18 protein-coding genes and 2 pseudogenes are annotated in these 21,395 nt (G+C 39.4%); 2 read left to right on the forward strand and 18 right to left on the reverse strand.

Annotation, left to right across the window (positions count from 1 at the left end; genetic code table 11):
- Positions 1-200: 200 nt before the first annotated feature.
- The 18 genes and pseudogenes from NQ502_RS07315 to NQ502_RS19470 form a co-directional block, all read right to left on the reverse strand.
- The gene (locus NQ502_RS07315) at positions 201-1,610 is read right to left on the reverse strand and encodes a trimethylamine methyltransferase family protein (RefSeq protein ID WP_044982975.1); all 1,410 of its coding nucleotides are present in this window, start codon (positions 1,608-1,610) and stop codon (positions 201-203) included.
- Positions 1,611-1,782: 172 nt separating this feature from the next.
- Positions 1,783-2,721 (reverse strand): sugar phosphate isomerase/epimerase family protein, encoded by a 939-nt coding sequence (locus tag NQ502_RS07320; RefSeq protein WP_028527538.1) that lies wholly within the window; start codon positions 2,719-2,721, stop codon positions 1,783-1,785.
- 221 nt (positions 2,722-2,942) lie between these two features.
- On the reverse strand, positions 2,943-3,566 hold the full coding sequence (locus NQ502_RS07325) for a TetR/AcrR family transcriptional regulator (RefSeq protein WP_148511889.1): 624 nt from the start codon (positions 3,564-3,566) through the stop codon (positions 2,943-2,945).
- 374 nt (positions 3,567-3,940) lie between these two features.
- Positions 3,941-6,904 (reverse strand): energy transducer TonB, encoded by a 2,964-nt coding sequence (locus NQ502_RS07330; protein WP_028527540.1) that lies wholly within the window; start codon positions 6,902-6,904, stop codon positions 3,941-3,943.
- Between the two features lie 221 nt (positions 6,905-7,125).
- Positions 7,126-7,467 carry an arsenate reductase family protein gene (locus tag NQ502_RS07335; RefSeq protein ID WP_028527541.1) on the reverse strand — a complete coding sequence of 114 codons (342 nt, stop codon included), beginning with the start codon at positions 7,465-7,467 and terminating at the stop codon, positions 7,126-7,128.
- 97 nt (positions 7,468-7,564) lie between these two features.
- A complete protein-coding gene (locus NQ502_RS07340; RefSeq protein ID WP_242830211.1) occupies positions 7,565-7,945 on the reverse strand; it encodes a hypothetical protein in 381 nt (126 codons plus the stop codon).
- On the reverse strand, positions 7,920-8,696 hold the full coding sequence (locus NQ502_RS07345; RefSeq protein WP_044982976.1) for a transposase: 777 nt from the start codon (positions 8,694-8,696) through the stop codon (positions 7,920-7,922). Before NQ502_RS07345 ends, NQ502_RS07340 begins: the two co-directional genes overlap by 26 nt.
- A gap of 40 nt (positions 8,697-8,736) precedes the next feature.
- Positions 8,737-9,582: a transposase gene (locus NQ502_RS07350; protein ID WP_028527544.1), complete on the reverse strand. Its 846-nt coding sequence runs from the start codon at positions 9,580-9,582 to the stop codon at positions 8,737-8,739.
- 806 nt (positions 9,583-10,388) lie between these two features.
- Entirely contained in the window at positions 10,389-14,060 is a 3,672-nt protein-coding gene (locus NQ502_RS07355; protein WP_028527545.1) for a hypothetical protein, read from the reverse strand.
- Between the two features lie 107 nt (positions 14,061-14,167).
- A pseudogene (locus NQ502_RS07365) lies at positions 14,168-15,924 on the reverse strand (Eco57I restriction-modification methylase domain-containing protein).
- A gap of 12 nt (positions 15,925-15,936) precedes the next feature.
- The gene (locus NQ502_RS07370; RefSeq protein WP_028527546.1) at positions 15,937-16,773 is read right to left on the reverse strand and encodes a hypothetical protein; all 837 of its coding nucleotides are present in this window, start codon (positions 16,771-16,773) and stop codon (positions 15,937-15,939) included.
- A 5-nt stretch (positions 16,774-16,778) separates the two neighbouring features.
- Positions 16,779-17,075, reverse strand: coding sequence for a hypothetical protein (locus NQ502_RS07375; RefSeq protein WP_028527547.1), 297 nt, complete (start codon positions 17,073-17,075; stop codon positions 16,779-16,781).
- Positions 17,062-17,304, reverse strand: a complete 243-nt coding sequence (locus NQ502_RS07380) for a helix-turn-helix domain-containing protein (RefSeq protein ID WP_028527548.1) — start codon at positions 17,302-17,304, stop codon at positions 17,062-17,064. The genes NQ502_RS07375 and NQ502_RS07380 overlap by 14 nt, the downstream gene beginning before the upstream one ends.
- Positions 17,268-17,777 carry a TnpV protein gene (locus NQ502_RS07385; protein WP_407691152.1) on the reverse strand — a complete coding sequence of 170 codons (510 nt, stop codon included), beginning with the start codon at positions 17,775-17,777 and terminating at the stop codon, positions 17,268-17,270. Before NQ502_RS07385 ends, NQ502_RS07380 begins: the two co-directional genes overlap by 37 nt.
- On the reverse strand, positions 17,719-18,018 hold the full coding sequence (locus NQ502_RS07390; RefSeq protein WP_028527549.1) for a hypothetical protein: 300 nt from the start codon (positions 18,016-18,018) through the stop codon (positions 17,719-17,721). Before NQ502_RS07390 ends, NQ502_RS07385 begins: the two co-directional genes overlap by 59 nt.
- Positions 17,994-19,187, reverse strand: coding sequence for an AAA family ATPase (locus NQ502_RS07395; RefSeq protein ID WP_028527550.1), 1,194 nt, complete (start codon positions 19,185-19,187; stop codon positions 17,994-17,996). The genes NQ502_RS07390 and NQ502_RS07395 overlap by 25 nt, the downstream gene beginning before the upstream one ends.
- Positions 19,184-19,507 carry a plasmid mobilization protein gene (locus NQ502_RS07400; protein WP_028527551.1) on the reverse strand — a complete coding sequence of 108 codons (324 nt, stop codon included), beginning with the start codon at positions 19,505-19,507 and terminating at the stop codon, positions 19,184-19,186. The genes NQ502_RS07395 and NQ502_RS07400 overlap by 4 nt, the downstream gene beginning before the upstream one ends.
- Positions 19,485-19,691, reverse strand: a pseudogene (locus tag NQ502_RS19470) (tyrosine-type recombinase/integrase); the annotation flags it as partial. The gene NQ502_RS07400 and the pseudogene NQ502_RS19470, both read right to left, overlap by 23 nt.
- Positions 19,692-19,840: 149 nt before the next feature.
- Between NQ502_RS19470 and NQ502_RS07410 the strand changes: the two are divergent.
- On the forward strand, positions 19,841-20,443 hold the full coding sequence (locus tag NQ502_RS07410; protein ID WP_049898033.1) for a recombinase family protein: 603 nt from the start codon (positions 19,841-19,843) through the stop codon (positions 20,441-20,443).
- Positions 20,444-20,460: 17 nt separating this feature from the next.
- Positions 20,461-21,363: a recombinase family protein gene (locus tag NQ502_RS07415; protein WP_260046691.1), complete on the forward strand. Its 903-nt coding sequence runs from the start codon at positions 20,461-20,463 to the stop codon at positions 21,361-21,363.
- Positions 21,364-21,395 lie beyond the last annotated feature (32 nt).

Consider the following 21,395-nt stretch of genomic DNA (forward strand, 5'->3'; position numbering starts at 1 on the left):
CCGCCCGGCCGGTCTCTACATTCCTGTATCGATCCGGATATGCTATTGTCCCTGCATTCTTAGCATAGCACAGGCGCGGCAGGTTATGGTAGAAGAAATTTGCAAATCCGCATTGTCTGAGAAAAGCAAAAGGAAAAGCAGCCCGAACTATCGTTCGGACCACTCTCCCATATGTCTAATATTCCTGCTGACTGTATTTTTTATTGCTCGATATTTTCAAAATATTTCATTTCAAGTCCTGATTTCGAGAGTACCGCTTTTACCTTATCCCTCATATCAGCATCCAGTTCCGGACGGTTTTCATCGTACGTTTTCAGGAGTCGGTGCATCTCCCGTTCGATGCTGTCTTTAAAGTAATCGCTGCCCTTGGCGTTACGCTCGCCGATATGAGGAGAATACAGATCCTCAAAGTTGTCCAGTGTATAATCAGATGTCACAAAGCTGCCGTCGTGTCCGATCTCCTTGATTTCTTCCAGATTCAGTGTCTCCGCCGTCACCTCAATCGGTGTGAAGGCAGCTTTCACCTGGCGGATGATTTCAAAATCAATGATCATTTTCTCAAATGAAGTAGCATTGACACTGTCCATGACGCCGCCGGCTTCCATCACAAAGTTGATGCCGTGACGGTACGCGGATGAAAAGGTCAGCATGGACTCGTAGCCAGCCTGGCAGTTGATGACCGGCGCATCGGTCTGGCATCCGCCGCCTCTGGACGGCAGTCCGTAGAATCTCGCAAGATTTGCTCCGAATCCCTGCATCAGTGTCCCCTCAGGAGCAGCGCATGCGAAGGTGATTCCGCCTCTCATGTCTGCCGCCGTAGACTGAACGCCGAAGACAACCGGTGTTCCCGGACGGATCATCTGAGCCAGCACAATGCCCGCAAGGCTTTCTGCTGCGCCGCTGGCAAGTGTTCCCGCCATGGAGAGCGAGCCCGTTGCACCGAGCATCGCGGCCGGGCAAAGGATTGCGGCCTGTCCATACTCGGCAAGCAGCATCAGGCAGTCCAGCATTCTCTCATCCAGTGACAGCGGAGAAACCGTGTTGATCAGTGCGATCATTCTCGGCTTTTCGATCATTCCTTCTTTTCCGCCGAAGAGCTCACAGCCGGCTTCCAGCATCAGTGCCATCTCGTCTTTGAAACCGGTGGGCAGCATGATCGCTTTGTCAGAGTGCAAAAGTGTGGCGTAGAACATCTGAATGGCGCCTGCCTCTTCCGGGATGTCGCCGGGCTGGATCATAATACCGCCGTTGATCGAATAACTGTCCTCTGCGTGAACAAGCTTCAGGCATTTGATATAGTCTTCCATGGTACCGCGGCGGCGCTTGCCTTCCCAGTCGTCGATAAACGCGCATCCATAGGTCGGGGCAGGATTCGTATGTTCTCCTCCGACCACCATATTGTATTTGGGATTTCTCGCATGGATCGTGAAGGACTCAGGCGCCATCTTCACCCAGTGCATCACCTGTTCTTCTGTAAAATATGCGGTATTTCCCTCTACCTTGATGCCGTTTGCCCGGTAAATTTCAATCGCTTTTTCATTATGGATATTGACACCTACATCGCGCATGATCTCCATCGCTGCGTCATGAATCATCTGTTCTCTTGACATAATTCGTTTCCTCCTGGATTTAAATATTTCAAAAATGTAACTGTTCAGGACGGCTCATCTTCCCGGCCAAAAAAACGGTCAGGAAGCATCGGATGTTTATCCAATGTGGAAGTTGGTACGAAAAAGCGGCTTGTATCAATTTTTTCCGCCGTCCTGAACTGCTGCCATAAAATTATCGGTTTCTGACGCCCAGTTTCAATACGTCACGCAGGTAACGCACGCTCTCCTCACACGCCTGAAGTTCTCTGGCTCTGGCTTCCTCGATTGGCTCGTCCAGACTCTTAAAGGCGATTTCATTTTCAAAAATAATCTTATCCATCGGGGATTTCTCACGGATCTGTGCGACCATCTTCGGACAGTCCATGGAACCCTGTCCATGGGGCGCGCCGATATCATGCACACCGAGGGGATCCACGACGATCACGTCATCGCTGAAGTGGCAGCAGTATGCCCTGGGAAGCATGCGCTCCATCACGTCATAGGGATTTTCGATCACCTGCAGCGGATTCATGGTGTCCACACACGTACCGATCAGCGGATGATTCAGCTTCTCTACGATCCACAGGATCTCATCGGCAAAGGTATCGGTGTGGTTTTCAATCGCAATCTGCATGCCGAACTCTTCAATCATAGGGATGACTGCCTTGAATTCATCGTATCTGTCGGCCATCTGGCGCATGACATCCGGATGCATGCAGGAGCCGTAGAGTTTCCTCGGACGTTTGATATCGAGACTGAACTTCACGAGTTCAGCGTCCAGATCATGACCGATCTGCAGTGCCTCCTTTGCCGTACAGTTCACACGGGAGTCGCTGCCTGCCTGGAAGGATGAATTGAATTCCAGGAATAAGCCGTGCTCTTTGGCTGCCTGTGCAACCTTCTTCAGATTTTCTGTTCCGAACGGATCATCCTGCGCAGTCGTCAGGAGATCCACCTTTGTAATCTGGAGACCGTCAAGCTCCCACTTCCTAGCCCTGTCCATCAGTTCATACAGTGACATCGTCTGCTCGAAATAGTAATCTTTGCCGAAGCCCCAGCTTTCACCGAGGCCAAAGAAATGCAGCGTATATGTGTGCATTCCGAGTCTGAGAGGTCTGTTTTTGTCATTCATAGTTTTTGCTCCTTTTTCATTTTGTTTTATTTCCAACCCTGATCCTGAAGACCGGAATCATGGCGGCAAGTACTGTGATTACAATGGAAAAGTTGCCCTTCTTCTCATGTGTCTGCTTCAAAATTCCAATTAGTAAACTCGTTCACTTTTTGTGGCAAAAAAATCAGTCAATGTGCCCACACTCTGCAAATTGAATCAAATACCTTTACCCCTCCCCGCATTCAAAGCTCACATTCAGACGGAACATAAACTTTTTCAACATTCTTCAGCAGCAGTTCATTACACTCCCGCTCTCCCTGTCTTCTTTCTTCCAGATCACGCCCCATATACATTTCAAGCATTCCCTTAACGATAAACGTGTTGGTTTTGCTGAAATAGGCGGCATCCTCGTCAGATAGCATGTTGTAGTTCACAGCACGCCTCAGGATCAGAAAATCCCGTTTTATGACGTCATCCGTGAACAGCAGCGTATAAAAATATGCCGGATACAGTTCCGATCCTGTCACGGGAAACAGCTCAAAATACTCTTCCAGTGCGTCTGAGAACATGGTATGATACTGTCCCCAGAAGAGCCGGTAATACAGATCCGGCCTTTCAAATGCATACTTGTTAAATAATTGCCATCCTTTGATATACGATTCCATCAGATTGTTGCCGGAATCCATCAGCCGGCCGTATTCAACCATGTAATCAATAAAAAACCTGATTGAGCCGATGATAATCAGATATTCCAGACTTTCAAAATGGCGGTACAGCGCTGCCGGTGAACAGCTATTTTCCTTCGCCAGCTCCCGTACCGTAATCTCTGATGCATCCTGCACTTTTAATTTATTGTACATTGACATAATTAAACGTCGTTTTGTCTCATAACCTTTTTCATAAACAGCCATATCTTCTTATTCGATAATCGCAGACATATCATTAATTTTGTGAACACATTAACTAATAAAAATACTATCTTATTTTGAAACGCCCGTCAAGAAGATCCTCCGGATGTATGTATTAAGTCTTACGTTTAATTTGCAAACACGTTTACTTTTTCTTAATTATAAACGTGTTTACATTATTTGTCAATAGATTTTACCGGTGCTTTTTCGTTTTCCATCCGTTCAAGGAGTACAAAAAACCTTACCAACTTTCAGTTCACATCATTGTTCTGAAAATCAGTAAGGCTTTATTTTATTAAATGTCGTTTATCCGTATGGATAAACAGCCTTCTTTACTTGTTTTTCCTGCGTCTGGAGAGCATGGTTATCACACCAAGGGCTGAGACGCCTGCGAGTGCCAGCCAGAATGAAACGGCCGTATTGTCACCTGTCCAGGGAGCCTTTGATGACGTCACCTTCGAAGGTGTCTTTGGCGGTTTTGGATCTGCCGGTGTCGGAGCCGCTGTGCCGGACTTGATCACAAGCTCAAGCGTTGCGCCCGCCTTATAATTCTCTGTCTCCTTATAGCGCACCAGATAGGTGCCTTCGCCTAGGCCGGTCACCTCACTGCCCTGCACCGATGTCCATTCCTTATCTGTCTTCCGTTTATATTCCATCCCGCTGGTAAGGCCGGTAAGCTTGCCGTCCTTCTTCCCCGGTCCGGACACATTGACCGCCTTTACTCCCTCAGGTTTCTTCTGTTCTCCCTTCTCCACAGTCAGATTGGCTGTTGCGGAAGCCTTTAGATAGAGAACTCCCTCTGACAGCTTCTCTTTAACCGTCAGACGCATCGTGTAGCTTCCCACATTGACCGGCAGACCATCGGTCCATTCCTCGCCGTCCGTGGAATAGTGCCACTCATAGTCTTCTGTTTCTGCTGCAGTACTGCCATATTGGGCGGTAAAAGTAAGATCACCGGCCTCCACGGCAGCCCCGTCAAATACAACCACCGCATCTTTCAGAGTAACCGCGGCATTGCCTTCTGTGTACACACCGACAGGGTAATCCGTGGAGGTATCTGCATCCGGGTTTGCAATAACTCGATGCCCGTCAGTCGGTGTGATGCCGTACACCGTATTGGCCGCTGCATCCCCCTCGCCAAAGAGTCCGCCGGAGATGATAATGTCAACGCTCTCCGCTGATTCGCCGCCGCCGATTGACGCGGCATTTTCACCACGATTTGCAGTCACCATGCCTCCGGATATCGTAATATTAACTCCATTGCCATATTGACCGCCACCGATTCCTGCTCCGTTTTCACCGCCGGCAGCTGTCACCGTGCCCCCTGAGATGGTAATGTCGCTTCCGTCACTCCATGCGCTGCTGCCGATCCCTGCACTTGCTTCGCCACCGCTGGCAGTCACCGTGCCGCCCGAGATGTGGATACCATCTGCCTTGCCCCAGTGGCCGCCGCCGATTCCCGCTCCGTCCCTGCTCATGGCGGTTACCGTGCCTCCTGAGATCACGATATTGCTCGCGTCACGTTCCGAGCCGCCGCCGATTCCTGCTCCGTATCCCGCCGAAGCCGTCACCGTGCCGCCCAGAATTGTGATATTATTTCCGTTTCCTCTGCGATCACCACCGCCGATTCCTGCTCCGCTCAGGCCTCCGGTAGCTGTAACTGCACCTCCCCGGATGGTGATATTTTCGCCATTCATCCAATTACCGCCGCCAATTCCGGCTGCCCCGTCTCCGCCAGCTGCCGTCAGCGCTCCGCAATTCGCATCACAGCTGTGACCTTCGGTCCCGGCGCCTTCACACTGAATCATCAGTTCATGTTCATCATTTTGCAGGCCTGCACACTCCTCTCCGGACTGCAATGTATTGGCAGAACCATCTGCCAGAGTAAGGTTCAGTTTCCCGGATATCACCTGCAGTGCAGCAACTTCATATGCATCACTCGTATCAATATTCACACCCGCAAGTGTGATATTCGCTGTCTTTTCAGGATCCAGATCCACTTCAATGTGATCAGCTGTCACCACACCCTCCAAATTGGAGATCGTCATCGGAGTCTCTGTTAATACGGTCAGTTCACTCCCTCTGTATGTATAGTCTGTACCCGGTATCCCGCCTTCGACATGAAGCTCCTGTGGGGATATACTTTCAGTTTCGATTGAAACTGCCTTTGCTCCATTTATGAGACCGGAGATCTCTGTATCGGATACAAAGGGCGACCCGTCAAGCGGCTCCATATTGTTGTTATCAGCTCCCGTCAGTACTTTCATCTGCATGCCGTTTGGAGGAACAATTCTGATACTTCCGGTGCTGCCTTCCGTACCGCCGCCGATTCCTGCACCTTCATAGAAAGGGTAGGCGGATACCGTACCTCCTGAGATGACGATATGATCGGCATCCCCTTGATAGCCGCCGCCGATTCCTGCACCGAGATTGTAGCTGACCGAACCAACACATCCCCCTGAGATCGTAATATTACTGCCGTCTTCTCCGGCACCGCCGCCGATTCCCGCACCGTTCTCTCCGCCCACTGCCATGAGCTTGCCGCAGCTTTCAAGATCACACACATGCCCCTGCGTCTCATTCTCACACTGGATCAGCAGTTCATGTTCACCGTTCTGCAGACCAGCGTAATTCTTTCCGCTCACCAGCATATTCACAGAATCTTCTGCCAGGGTAAGGTTCAGTCTGCCGGAAATGACTTTCATCGCGGCAGCTTCACCTGAAGGGCGCACATCGATACTCACACCTGCCAGTGTCAGGTTCGCTGTCCCGTCAGCATCCAAAGCCACTTCAATGCGGTCACTTGTCTCCGCTCCAACATTTGAGACCGTCATCGGTGTTTCCGTCAATATCTTCAATACCCCATTTTCATAGGTATAATCCTGACCCGACACACCGCCCTCTACTGCAAGTCCCTCTGCCGAAGCGCGTGCATTGCCATTGCCCCTGGATTCAGCGTCCTTAAACAAATCTAATATATCTTCCGCCGCTTCTGTCTCCTGTGTCCCCTTTTCTTCCGGGGTCCCGGCGGGAGCCGGCGTCTCTGTCGCTTCCGGGGTTTTGGTGGGCTCCGGGGTCTCTGTCGCTTCCTGCGTCTTCGTGATCTCCGGCGTCTCTGTCACCTCCGGGATCTCCGTCTTTGCATCCTCCGTCGGAACACCGCTGGCAGCCGGTTTGTCCACCGGCATTGTGCCCGGGGCAGCCTCCGCCGCCAAAACTCCGGTACTCATAGTCACCAGCAGCAGCACAGTCATCAATAGTGCCAGCGTCCGCCGCAGCCTATTCCTCTTCCTCATCATGTCTCCTCCTCATTATGAAATTTTCCTAATATTCAGCAAATTATCCATAGATCCATATTACACAATACACCCAAAAAACGCAATCATTTCCATCCAACTATATTCAGCTCTTACAAAAACAAATATTGATCCCTGCGTATAAGCAGAGGAGATAGCGCATGGCGCCATCTCCTCCTTCTAAATCATCGGTAGATTGCAGGCATTCCGGATTTTTATCTTTAATTCCACATCTTCCATACATCCGGCTGATAACCGACAGTCGCCTGCTTTCCGTTCCGGACAATCGGTGTTTTTATAATCTTCTGATTTTCCCAAATCTTTTCAGCACGATCCTCCTCCGAAAGATAGGTAACAAGAGCGAGTAAATCCTTATCTTTGCAATTCTGATCGATCAGCTTTTCGTATCCCCCCACTGCCTGGCAAACTGACCCGAATTCTCCTTTACTCAGCCCTTTTTCTTTCATATCAATAAACTGATATTTTATGCCCCGTTCCTTAAAGTATCGCTCTGCCTTCTTGCTGTCAAAACTCTTCTTTGTTCCAAAAATCTGTACATTCATCTGAATCCTTTCACCTGACCGCATGTTCTCCACTCATTAATCCATTTACCATAAATCATCTTATTTTTATTATCATTTTCTTCTAAGCTAGAAGTCTCTAGTATTTTTTAACAAGTTGTGAAATCAATGTTCTGCAAGTATTCATTTGAATACAAGCATAAAAATTTTCAGTAACTTCTTTTCCTTGTCCCACCGTTGTCGCGTTATGTGCATCTTCCTCCGTTTCCCAAAGAACAAAGTCAGTCCACATTTTATCCTGTAAATAATGTTCCCAGGAGATAAATCCTTTCGCTTTGGAGATGACCTCATCGTGTAACTTTTTTGTTCGATCGATAAACTGTTCCTCGCTCACATTTTTCTTAAGTTTGTATGAAAATATCCATGCCGTTGTCTCCATATGAATATTCCGGCTTCCGTGTCCCTGCTGTCCAGTGATAGGGGTTCTTCCGCAATTATCCGTTTCCGCAATTCCCCACATATCTCAGTTTTGCCTCCAGCAAACGTTTTCCACATCGACCATACATTGTCCGCTTTATCATCTTCAACCGGCTATTTGTTCCCTCAACAAAACCATTACTGTAATCATAGGCTACAGCGTTCTCAACAGCATCTATGTCTCTTTTTATTCCTTCAGCAAAACTCTTTAGTGCTTTAATCTTGCTCTTGCAATATTTTTCTATAAATAGGTAAAGTAGAGGAACATTTCGTTTTTTGAAAATGTTTCGGAACTCTTTTATACAGCAATGAAGTTCCCAAACTTCCGGATAACAATCATAAATAAAGCTTTTATGTGCTGCTGTTAATTCTGCATTCATCCACATATAACGGAATACTCCTTCACGTGTGATATAGTCTTTTTCTTTTCCGATACTGCCTGTTCTGTATTTCAATCCCTCTGTCATTGTTCGGACATATGGCTGAGGATCAAAGTATTTGTTTTCTTTTTGCTCTATTTTACACAAATATTCAAAAGCATTACTTGTTGAACCTGTGTATCCTTTTTCATAGATTGCTTTTACTGCTTTGCTTTTGCTCCATCCAGAATTCAAACATTGAATAATGAAATGATAAAACGGGTCCAATTTACTCTGTCGGGTTCCGTACATACTTAATTCTTTAGGATCTCCTTCACGATATTTTGCAATCGTATTTCGTCCCACTCCCATTCGTTTTGCAATTTCACGATAACTACAGCCTTCATTTAAAAATTTCTGTATCTGGCAGATCATTTTATACCGTTTTTCTGAAAAAATAGGAGAGTTATCCACATCAGTTTCGATTTTTTTTACACGGCTTTTCTATAGCTGTGGACTGTTCAACATGAGGAATACTTACCGTTGCAGGAAGTTCATGATTCAACGCTTTTTTGATTGCCTCCAATAAGTTCTGATGTAAATGAAATCTATCTGCCACTTGCATAGCATCGGGCAATTCTTCCGATATTACTTTTGCATATGCGCTTGCCCGGTCACGTGTAACAACTTTAATATTTTTATTATTCTTAAGCCAATCTCTTAGCGTGTTTCCATTTCTTCCATCCAGTAACGTAATTGGTTCGTGTGTTTTTTGGCTTACAATAATAGTTCCGTATGTATGACGTTTCTTATATGCAAAATCATCCACACCGATTACATCACCAACCTCTGGTATGGGGAGAGATTCATACTTTCTTAAAAGTAATCTTATAACGGTATCACCGCTAATCTTAATTCCAAGCGCCTTACAAATACGTGCACAACCTTCACAACTGGTTTCCATGGCTAACGTGCAGATAAAGTCAGCACATCTTTCTGTCATGCGGCTATAATTATTAAGTAATCCATCAAATGTTTCAGCAATAGTTGTTACTTCACAGTCATTGTTCATACATTTATACTCATGAGAACAAATCTCAAGTTGGACTCCTTTCCCCAAAATAGGAAGATCCTGTACTTTACGAAGATAGGTTCCATGGTATTTATCTGTTATACAACCACATTTCGGACATTTACAATTCCTAGATATAGATTTCATTCGTATTAAAATTTTATCCTCATATTGTTGTATCTCTGTTATCTTTAATTCGGTTGCATGATAAAAACTATCTATACATAACGTACCTTTTGAGCCTGGCATCTGTCAATCTCCTCGTATCTTTTTATCTGATAAGTATACTACATATCAGATAATATGGAAAGGCAAAAAACGGATAATTGCGGAAGAACCCACCGCACAAGAATATTCACCATATTAAGTGTTCTCCTTTTCAGTTTCAATTTTATCGCCTGTTGCAACAATCAAATTTTATCATAACGCTGTTTTCTTTACTATTATTTTCAGAATAAAATACGGAACAATCTGCTATTAGTATGGTGTTTACAGGCAAGTCCGGCTAACTGCCCAATAGCATCAGTCAGACCGATGACAAACTCTTGAAATATAAGAACCTCTGACAAATAGATTGCTTTAGGAGTCAAACGACATAAAATAACCCCCGGAAATGCCCATTTTATCAGCATTCCCGGGGTTCTGTCCGTTATTCGAATTCGGCAAATCCAGAGATGCCATTAAACGTATTTGTTTAGTTCTTATCTCTTTTCCGCCGCTATTTTATCTCTATTACATATATTATTTTGGCTAGCTGATTTTCTGTTGCCAATTTGTTGCCAATTCATTATAAATGGAACGGAAATGTTTGGCAATCTTTATTTCATATAATCATTTACTTTTTACCTTTTAAAATAACTTTATATCCGTTATCTTACATTCTTCTGAAAACAATTTACTTATTTATCTTGCCTTCACCTCACAATCTTTTAATCGATTTATTGCACCAAGATACGTGTTTTATAAAGCTGCTTTTATTATTTTTTTGCTTTTAGAAATTCCTATAATTCTCGAAACAATCCTCGCAGCTTTTGCAATTAATATATACTTTATAACTAATAAATATTTCTAATAGAACTTACAGACAATTCTTTTTCTGTGAGCATTTTTATCTCTTTATGATAAATTTCTGTACTTACCAATGGTTGACTTAAAATAAACACCCCTATCGCCCCCCAATCACCATCATCTAATCCATATTGTTTTTTGAAATCATCTATATGTTTGTTACACCACTCAACACGGCGACAATGTTTTGTATAATATCCCTTTTTCTTTTTGGTATTTTCAAACATCTTTTTGTATTCTAAATGCATCTCATATGGATTTTTAGAAAAATTAAAGTTTTTCACCTCAGCCGCAATTATTTTATGATACTCTCTATCAATAATCAGCACATCTATATCACCCAGTATATTATTATTTTCCGATATATAAACACCATTAACTTTACTAATATTAGGATATACTTCAAATACATTGAAATTGACTAATATCTTGTATATAAAATAATTGAATTCAGCTCCTCTTTCATCACTTATTCTTCCTACTAGCGAACTCATTTTAGAAGAATGTGCTTTTAATTTACCATTATTAATTAGTCCCAAAGTAAATCTTATCATATGATCTAGTTGTCTATTTCCCCAAATTATTTCATCTCCACGAATAATAATTGGACGTCTAGTAAATGATAACTCTCTATTAAATCTCCACGGATATACATCCTCTTTTCTAAATGGCTCTGGTGGCACAAGAAAATCTTCTCTCTGCCTTAATGCTATTGAATCAATAATCAAACCTACTACTTCTTCGTTGAAACTTGCATCATATTTGCTCATAAATTCAATAATATCCGTTATTTTTGCAACATAAACTGTATCACCACTTTGCCTTTTACTATATTCTCTTAATCCCTCTGCAAAAAGTTTAAGTTGATAAAGTGAATACCCATATTCTTTTTCAAAAGCATCATTAATTTCTTCCCAATAACTTTTGTATTCAATTAAATCACCTGAATTATCAAGAACAGAAGACGCAATAAGTTGTTCTTTTCTAATTGCCTCATTAACACTAAACATGTGCTGAAATTCTTGTTGTTTCATTCCAATGCGATGTGATTTCAATATTTCTATTGGTGTATTAAATATCTGATAGTAAAATAAATCATTTTTATATGACCAATCAATTATCAATGAACATATTGCAATCAATCGCTCATATTGATTCTCACCAATATTTATATTTCCTTTAGGAGGAACAGCAGCAATATATTCTATGAGAAATTTTAATGCGATAGAAGATTTATTATCTCTGTTTGTCCGCTCAAATATTTCTTGTTCCCTTTCAGGATAACAAGCGATATCTTCTGCATATCTTTTTTGCGATAACATAAGTTTAAATAGAACTTTTTCCAAATCATCATATAATACTTCTATAAGATTTCTTGAACTTAATACGCTTACTTCTTGCTGAAGTTTTTTATAAAGAATTCCAACCACTTCATGTACAATTTTTGTTCTATCTTCGTCATCTACTATCCCAATATTCCAATTTTCTATTTCAAGAAGCTCTTCCCCTATTTCATTCAATAATATATCTTCATCCTCACCATGTACAAAATGATTTTCTCGATTTTCAGTAGGCTCAAAATAATGATATTCTTGATAATCCAAAGAAAATATTTTTTTCTGTATTGGGTTGGGAAATAACACATTCAAATCATAATTAATTTTATCAATTTTTCCCGTTAACTTGTAAATATGATCAATTATTATAGTAATAAATTCTTTTTCTCTCGAATTATCGCAATAATTCAAATATTGAAATGCTTCTGGTGAAACACATATTTCCATCACCGGAAACAAATTACATATTTCTAATGTTTCACTAAATGATTTAGGATTTTCTTTATAATAATAGTACTGATCCGCTCCGTCCGATAAAAGAATTTGAATTTCATAAGTATGCCCACAACCGTCTATTTGATCAAGAACGGGCCTGCATTCAGATAACCAATATGATATCAAATCCACTAACGAATAACACAAATCGATTTTTCTTACATTTGAAATTTCTTTCGCAACAATCCATATATTGAAGGTTTTAAACTCAATATAGTAGCAAATTTCTTGACTCTTTACGCAGTTGGGATCTACATATATTTTTCTTTTTTCATCGTTAAGAACAACTTCAACAAACCTAGTACCATAGGCATCTTCAACAAGTCGTCTATCCTCCTTTTGGATGGCACGAATGATATAATCAAGCGAATCACCTGGTGCAAAATATGTTGTAACCTCTCCTGGTGCAAATTCATCATTCATATAAAAAGAATAATTATTATTACAATATATTTCTATCTGATTTAATTCACTAAGTATACCCGTTTCAAATGTTTGCAAATTATTCTTTGCTTTCAAATATCTTGGTATAAATACGCTTTCAGCTTTCTCATTAATACTAATACACATAAGCTCGAATGGATGAATTCTTAGCGGTGGATAACAATAGTCATATTTTTTTATTCCATAGCCCATCCCGCGCCCAAGTGAATTAATAATAATGATAACAAAAATGTCTTCCTTCTCCACACCATATTCAATTATTTTTGAATAGTGATAAGACAATCGCTTAGACACCACATCATTAAATACTTTTTTCTCAATAGTGGAATGCAATGTACATGCATTATAATTCTTTCCATCATCGTACAAGTACTGAACAATCACTAACTGATTATTTTGTACAGACGCAATATATTCCTTATATCCACTACTGCTAAATAAATCTATACCCATCTGAGATTCAAGCACTTTTTTATGTCCCAGGTTACGCAAATATTTTTGGCACTCATGAAAAATATAATCATTATAATTTTCCAGAACTTCTTCAAATATGCCATATTTTTTTGCCAAACAAGTAATCCAAAATACAATAGCTGTTGGAAGTAAGCCGGCATTTAAAAGAATATACTGATCTTTCTCTTCGTTATATAGAAACGGGCGAGTATAAAATGATTTATTATCAAAATCACCTTCAAATCTAACTCCAAATTCTATCGTAACTAAATCAAGCAATTCTATTCGATTCAGAAAAAGTTTCCGAAAATCCGCTCCATCTGTAATGACTAGTTCAGTATATTTATTTAACTCCATGGCCGAAGGTATTATTATGCTTTTTTCTTCATCCGTATTATGATTATTTTCAGTATTTAAAATACCTCCTGCAATTTTTTCAGAGATTTTAAGCATACCATTAACTAATATATATGTTTCATCCAAAAATTCTTTTGGATATTCGATCCCTTTTGCAAATAGAACCGAAATCATGTGTTGAAGATTAAATGCTGGTGTTTGATCAATTCCATTTAAGACCCTATAATTTCCATAAAACATAATGTTCTGTACAAACATATTTTCTGGAGGATCAATCGAATACTTTAAGTTAGTATCTGATATCTGATTAATTATTTTTCGAAACTTTCCAGAACTAATGGTATATTTAGATGGAAATTGATCTCTTGTTTGACATAATACCCCCTTTATATACGTATCAAGAATAACCGATTTCGTTTGATTCTGATGAAATAAGTTCAAAGCAGATACCCTTGAAATCAAATTAAATATATCATATTTTTTTGCTTCTTCAACAGCAATGGAAATTTCATTTTTTGAGTCAGTTCCATCAAAAAAGTTTTTAAACTTTTCTATATCTGGTAAAAAATCCATTTCAATTCCTCTTTTCGTACATCATAATTGCTTAAATTCTAAATCGTTTTAATCATCATATACTCAACACCAGCACCATTGAATTTTAATATCCTACTATATAAATATTACGAAATTCTTTTTTCTTTTCTTCCAATCCGGCGTTCACTTAATTTTGTCCATATATTTCTTAATGTGCCAACTTCATATTTTGTTAATACTAAACCTTCTATCAGCAATATCTGATCTGTATAATCCAATACTTCAACTATCCTGTCATCTCGAATTAGTGTGTCTATTTTATTAACATCTAGCATTTCTGCATTCTTCATCGGAATTTTTAACTGACGTATTTCTCCCGGTTCAAATGTTAATACTCCACCACCATAACTTCTTCCTGTTATTTCTGCTAATGCCAATGAAAAGAATTCAAAAAAGCTGCTGCTACGAACTCAGGATTAACTCCGTCTAAGAAACGTACTTTATGAATTGTATCTGTGCTTACAGCATTTACATGATTTAATATAATTCGCGGATAACGATTAACCTGCCTTAAGATAAAAGCATCTGGTTCCCAAGATTGCGGAACACAATACCAATTTTTTCTTATCCGACATTTATATCCTTTATTATATCCTTATTCTACACCATAATTAATGTATTCTTGTTCTACTTTACTAAGTTCTGAAAACGGTAAATTTTTAGGCATAAACATATACACTTTTTTCCCATTTTCAATCAGTGTCTTAAAATCACGTTCTGACAAAATAACACCTTTTAATTGCTCTGTTCTCCCGATAACCATACGAGTCAAATTAGCAAGTTGGTATTCATCCACTGTATTCCTGTTCAACAAAAAGAAAGCATTTTCTCCGCTTACTAATCCCACATTTATTTCAAATAACCCTGTGGTAAACGGTATCTCTTCACACTCTCTTAATCGTCTAATTAATTTTATTTCCTTATTAGCCAAATAATATTTAATCCATTTTTCTGTACTATGATTAAGTTCTTTTATTTCATAGTTATAAAAATTATTAAGATCAAGTTCTTTTAAATCATCCAGATCAGTTAACTCAATTACTTGAATTCCCTTATCCTCAGATTTTTTCTCTCCTAATAACAAAATAAATTCTTGTTGAATCTCTTCAAAAACTAATTTCTGAAAAGTAATTAATGTTAATCTGTCAAAATATCGTGCTAAAAATTCTCGCGTCTCTCCTGCATAATTCACTTGAAAGAGCTCTGCTGGAATAACCATTCCTAATCTTCCATTTTCACTTAATGCCAAACACGACAAAACCAAAAAGGGCAACCAGATATTAGTTAATTTTTCTTTCATGTAAGAAAATGCAATATCTCTCGATTTTTCATCAAAATCTTGGTAACGGATAAATGGTGGATTTCCTACAATTGCATCAAATTCCCCCCCAGCAAATTCGTTTTCCCAATTAAAAATTTTAATTTTTTCAACCATTTCTGGATCATTCAATATATTAGAATTAAACTCTATATATTTCTCATCTACAAGGCTATTGCCATTTTTAATATTGTTATCTAAGCTAGGTAAAATCCGACAGCTATTATTTTTTATAAAACTTTCCATTTCATATAGTGAACTATCTTCTATAAGTTTTATAAGCAAACTAAACTTAGCAACTTCAACAGCCAAAATATCAATATCTACTCCCCATATGTTCTTCTGTAAAATCTCTCTCTTTTTTTCATATGACAATTTGAAGTTATTTCCTATATTTCTAACAAGTAATCCTTTTTGTATCGCCATATCTAAATCATTCTCCATATAATATTCTATATAACGATTTATAATGAACTCATATGCTGAAAGCAAAAAGTTTCCAGAACCACAACAAATATCTGCTATTTTATAACTATCCTATTCCATAAATCTTTCATCAGAAAACAATGGCATCAATGTAGTTTTCACAATAATATCTGCAATATTTTTAGGCGTATTTACCACACCCTGCGAATCCACGATTTCTGGCTTTCTTTCTGCAACCACCGTTTCATTATTAATTACTATTTCTTCTTCCAAAAATAATTCATAAATTTGACCAATAATAAATGGATCTACTATACTAAATTCGTAGCAGCTATTTGGATAGTATAATTCTTTAAAAATATCAACGAGTATGCTATCAGATATTTCAAATTGTTCTGCCTCAATCAATTCAAATAATCCAGAGTCATACTTTTTATCTGCTGCTACAAAGACTCTTTTTAACTCTGTATATGTACCTATATTTTTAAGGCTTTCATATTTTTCTAATTCTCGATCTTCACATATTCTTAAAAATACAATTCGATTAATCAGTTTCTGGACAAAAATATTTAATGTCCCCTGCTTAACCATAGAATTATTCTTAATAATATTTTTGCTTAATACCAATCTCCATTTTTTTATTTGGGATAAAAAATATTTATCAAACGGTTCTTTCTTTAATGAGCTAGATATATTTGCAAATGTCTTTTCAAAATCTCCTGAAATTACAGTCTCATATGAAAGTAATCTGGATATCTCATCAAATTTATCCAAATATTCCGTAAAATGGAAATGAGCAACTTGTGCAACCGAAGGTTTATCATTCTCATCTGGTCTTACTGACGTATCATAGATAACCAAATCTGTAAAATTTGATAATACAGATATTTCAAGATTTCCATTCCAACCATATCGTCTGGTTTGAAATGCTGCCTCTTTACTTGTCATAATATCTACATTAGGTTTTTAGTTTCTAGAAAAAAATACGGTGTAGACCCCACATGAAATTCATAATCCGGCTTCTTTTTTACTTGTTTTCCGTTTTCCTCTACAAAGACTGATGCTTCATGCTTTACTTCTCTTAAATGCTGCGGCAAATTCTTTTTATTTTGTACGTCCCATCCTAATATTTCAAAAAATGGATTTACAAAATCGTTACGAACTTCTGTTTCATTGTAATCCGGTCTATTATATTGTTTAAAATGTTCTTGATAAGCTTCTACAAGTTTAAGTAATCTATCTTTTTCCATTCTTTTCCTCCCCTACTTTTTTATCATTAAAAGCGTCAATTTCAACCAGATCCCCAATATCGCAATTTAATTCATTACATATCTTTTCTAAAACCGTCAAAGTTACTGCTTCCCCATTTGTCATTTTAGCAATTGTTCCACTACTAATCCCTGTTCTTCGTTTTAAATCCCCTTTTTTCATTCCATTATGAATTAGAATTTTCCACAGTCCATTATATGAAATTGCCATCTTTTACCTCTCTCCACCTTTCGAATATACGTTCTGTCTAGTATAACATTATTTCTCTCCTCCGCACAAGCCCGAATATTATTCATTCTCCCGACCCATGCCATCTGATCCTGCATCTTCAGTTCTTCTGTCACTCCCTGCCTTTCTTTTATCTCCTCCACCAGTCTGTCCATCATTTGATTACATTCTTCGTCAATCTGATACAAATGCTCATTTAATTTTCCTGCAACCACCAACTCCAGATACAATCCTTTCCGATGCTCTTTCAAGTAAGTTTTTCTCAACATTCCATACTTTCCAATCGGATACTCTGTCTCTTCCGAAAGGTACAGGTCTGGATAGTACAGACCGTCCTCTCCTAAAGTGTAACTGACTCCGTTTTCTCCCATAATGTGTTTTTCCATGATTGTCCTCCTATCTTGTTCCCCGATCTTTATTCTGACTACGGGTATGCTGTTTATTTTTCTGTTCATTCTGTATTTCCTGTTTCTTTTCTTCCGGCTTCGCTCTAATACCATGTGCTACCGGATCTTTGCCCGTTTCTTTCTTCCATTTTTCTATTGCAGTTCGATACTGGCTATACTCAATTTGAGAAACTTTAAAATCTTTTAAAAATTCCTGTACACTTCTATAACCGATTTTCTGCACAATTCTTGGAAGATAATCTTTCATATCTCTGATCTGGCTTTTCAGTTCATCAATTTCTTTCTGCAATTCTTTTTTCTTTCTTCCTTTAAACCATCCCTTGACTTCTGATAGTTCTTTCTTCCGTCATGCCCACGCTCCGTTTTATACTGGATTCCATATTCCAGAATCAGTCGTTCCAGGCTGACATTTAATTTTCGCGATAATGCGTTCGGTTGCATTTCCACCTGTAATACTTCCACAAGCTCTGTCGCTGTGCCTGCCCACTCTGGCGTAGTTTCTGTTACAAGTTCTTTGATTTTCTCTAACAATGGATCTTCTGGTTCTTTCCAGAGTTCTGTTTCTGTCTTTGTAAGCTCCCAGACACATCTCTCCCGGTTAAAGTTCAACCATAATTTCTGATCCTGTTGATCACGTCCTGCCACTTCCAGAACAGCCTTATTATCTGTACGCTTTTCTTTCTGCATAACAAACGCTCCATCTGCCGCTCCCAGCAGACCATTCGTGCCGGAAATAGTTTCAAAAGTATCTGAAGAGTCCAATTTTCTTGTATGATGAACTGCTAAAAGACAAACACCATATTCATCACTGAATTTTTTTAACTTCGTTACAATCTCATAATCACTGGCATAACTGATTTTATCTCCACCGACCTCTCGAACCTTCTGAAGAGTATCAATAATAATCAATCTTGCATCTTTATGCTCTGTCACAAACGTTACAAGCTGCCTTTCCAGTCCGTCATTGAGCGATTTTGATTTTATAGCAAAATAAAAATTCTCACTGCCTTCCATTCCAAACATCTGTGATAATCGCTTCTGTAATCTTGCATAATCATCTTCCAATGCCAAATATAAAACAGTTCCCTGTCTGATTGAAAATCCCCACAACGGAAGTCCTTTACTGATGTGATACCCAATCTGTGCCATAAAAAATGACTTTCCTATTTTCGGTGAACCGACAAATAGATACATTCCGTTGTACAACAATCCATCTACAATCGGCAGTTTAGGTGGATATGCGGTATCGTATAATTCCATCATAGAAACTGTTTCTAATTCATCCGTATTCTTTTTATTTGCTGATTTCACTGTATTTTCCGCATTATTTGTGGCTTGCAGATTGCCCTTACCGGGCAAATCTGCTATACTTTGGTTGGTTAATTTATTACTTAATGGCTGTTCCGCATCTGCGCCAACAGATGCAACTGGAGCAGTCATTTTTTCTTTTGCTGTCATTCATTTTCCCCTTTCAATCCGTTCAACGTCTCTGCGACCAGTCTCAAGATACTCAGCAACTCTTCATTTTCCTCACTGCATTTTTCCAGACGTTTCAATTCGCCATAAATCTCTGCCATCTGATTTCGCAATGCTTTATACACTCTTGGATTTCCCTGTACTACGATTTCACGACAGGTTAATCGTTTTGTGATATAGTCCTGTTTGCTGAGTCCTGACAATCGGACACATGCATCAATCTGCTCTGCTTCTTCTGGTGATACCCGGAATGCTACCGTCTTGTTTCTCCATCTTCCTTTACTGTCCAAGTTCTTCTCCATTCGATTTTACCATCCGTTCAATATCCAGCTGTTCTGCCATTTGTACCTGCTCACTTGGAAACAGATGAGCATATCGGTAAGTGATATCAATACTTTCATGTCCCATTCGGTCTGCGATTGCCAGTACTGTGAATCCCATATTGATCAATAACGATACATGGGAATGCCTAAGGTCGTGGAAGCAGAATTTCGACAAAACACGATAAAACGGCCCTTTATACGATAGACAAAAATGTCGAATTGATTGATAATAAACAGAATAATGCGAAAACTTTAGGACTGTGGTATGATAAAAAGTACCATAGTCCTTAATATTTTAAGGAGGGCTATACAATGGCCAGGAGAAGCAGAAAGAATAGTGTTGCAGAGATTAAACAAAAATCTAAGATGTATCGGGCGGCAGCCTATATGCGGCTTTCCGTGGTAAAAGAAAATATTCCATCAGATTCTATTGAAAATCAGTTAAGAATCATTGAGGATTTTGTTTTACTGCAAGATGATATTCAACTAGAGGATTATTATATTGACATAAATGCCAGCGGCACGACTTTTAACCGCCATGAATTTCAGCGTATGCTTCAGGATATCGCTGATGAAAAGATCAATTGTGTAATTGTTAAAGACTTGTCTCGGTTTGGTAGGGAACATATCGATGTCGGATTCTATCTTGAAAAATACTTTCCAGTAAAGGGTGTCAGATTTATTTCCATTAATGAAAATTGGGATAGTGTTGACGGAGTAACAAACAAGAACAATCTAAAAATGAAAGGGGCTCCTATTCCCCTGACTAATTTGATGAATGAGGCATTTGTAAAAGACATTCGTCAGAAAACACAAAGCAGTATAGATCTTTGCATTAAGCAAGGCGGATTTGTTGCTCCGAGAGCGCCGTTCGGTTATCAAAAGCACCAGATAATTGCCATCAGCTCATTGTAGATAGCATTGCTGCTGGTGTGGTACGACGCATATTTGACATGGCTGTTAGGCAAATGGGATTAACTAAAATTGTCCGTACACTCAATCAAGAGAAAATATTCACACCGATTAGCTACGCGATAGCAAATGGATTGAAAGGAAATTATGATAAGGGGAACGGTCTTTGGAATACCAGAAGCGTCAAGAAAACTCTAACCAACATCACTTACACTGGCATATTGGTTCAGGGTAAAGAAAACATTCTTATAGAAAATACTCATGAAGCGATTGTGAGTAAAATTGTTTTTGATAAGGTTCAGTGTTTGCTTTCTGGTAAGCCGCATAGACTGGAAACTACAGTAAAATCATCTATAGAGGATAATCCGTTAAAAGGTAAGGTTATCTGCGGAAATTGTGGTGGCAAGCTCCAACGTAAACGTGGCGCTAGAAATGCCGATTGGTATTTCTTTACTTGCATTACGAAAAACCGTATGGGTGTGGAACATTGTTCAGGGATGTATGTCAGGGAAAAGGCGGTAATAGATGCGGTTTGTGCTGAATTATCCAACCGCATCTGTTCATGGGAGGACGAAGCGGACAAGCGCAGTAAAGAACAGCTTGAGTCAAAGCTGCAAATCGACTGTTTGGAAAGGGATTTAGAGACTCAAAATAAGGAGCACCAAAAAATTTATGAGGATATGGTTCTTGGTAAAATTAACACTACAGAATACAATGATTTAAAATCCGTGCTGCCTAATCTAAAATCTGAACTGCTGAAAAAGAGACAACAGCTTGAACAGATAGAGATTAAGGTGAGAATACGGCAACAATTCTGCAATGTGGAAGCTGGAGAATGCGATCTTAAAGATGTGATTACTCGTTATCTTTCGACCGTCAAGGTATATGATGACAAGCAAATTGTGGTGGAATTCTGCATCTGATGTGAGTTTTTTAGTAAATGAGTTGGAAACAA

It is taken from the genome of Ruminococcus gauvreauii (genome assembly GCF_025151995.1).
Classification (GTDB): domain Bacteria; phylum Bacillota; class Clostridia; order Lachnospirales; family Lachnospiraceae; genus Ruminococcus_G; species Ruminococcus_G gauvreauii.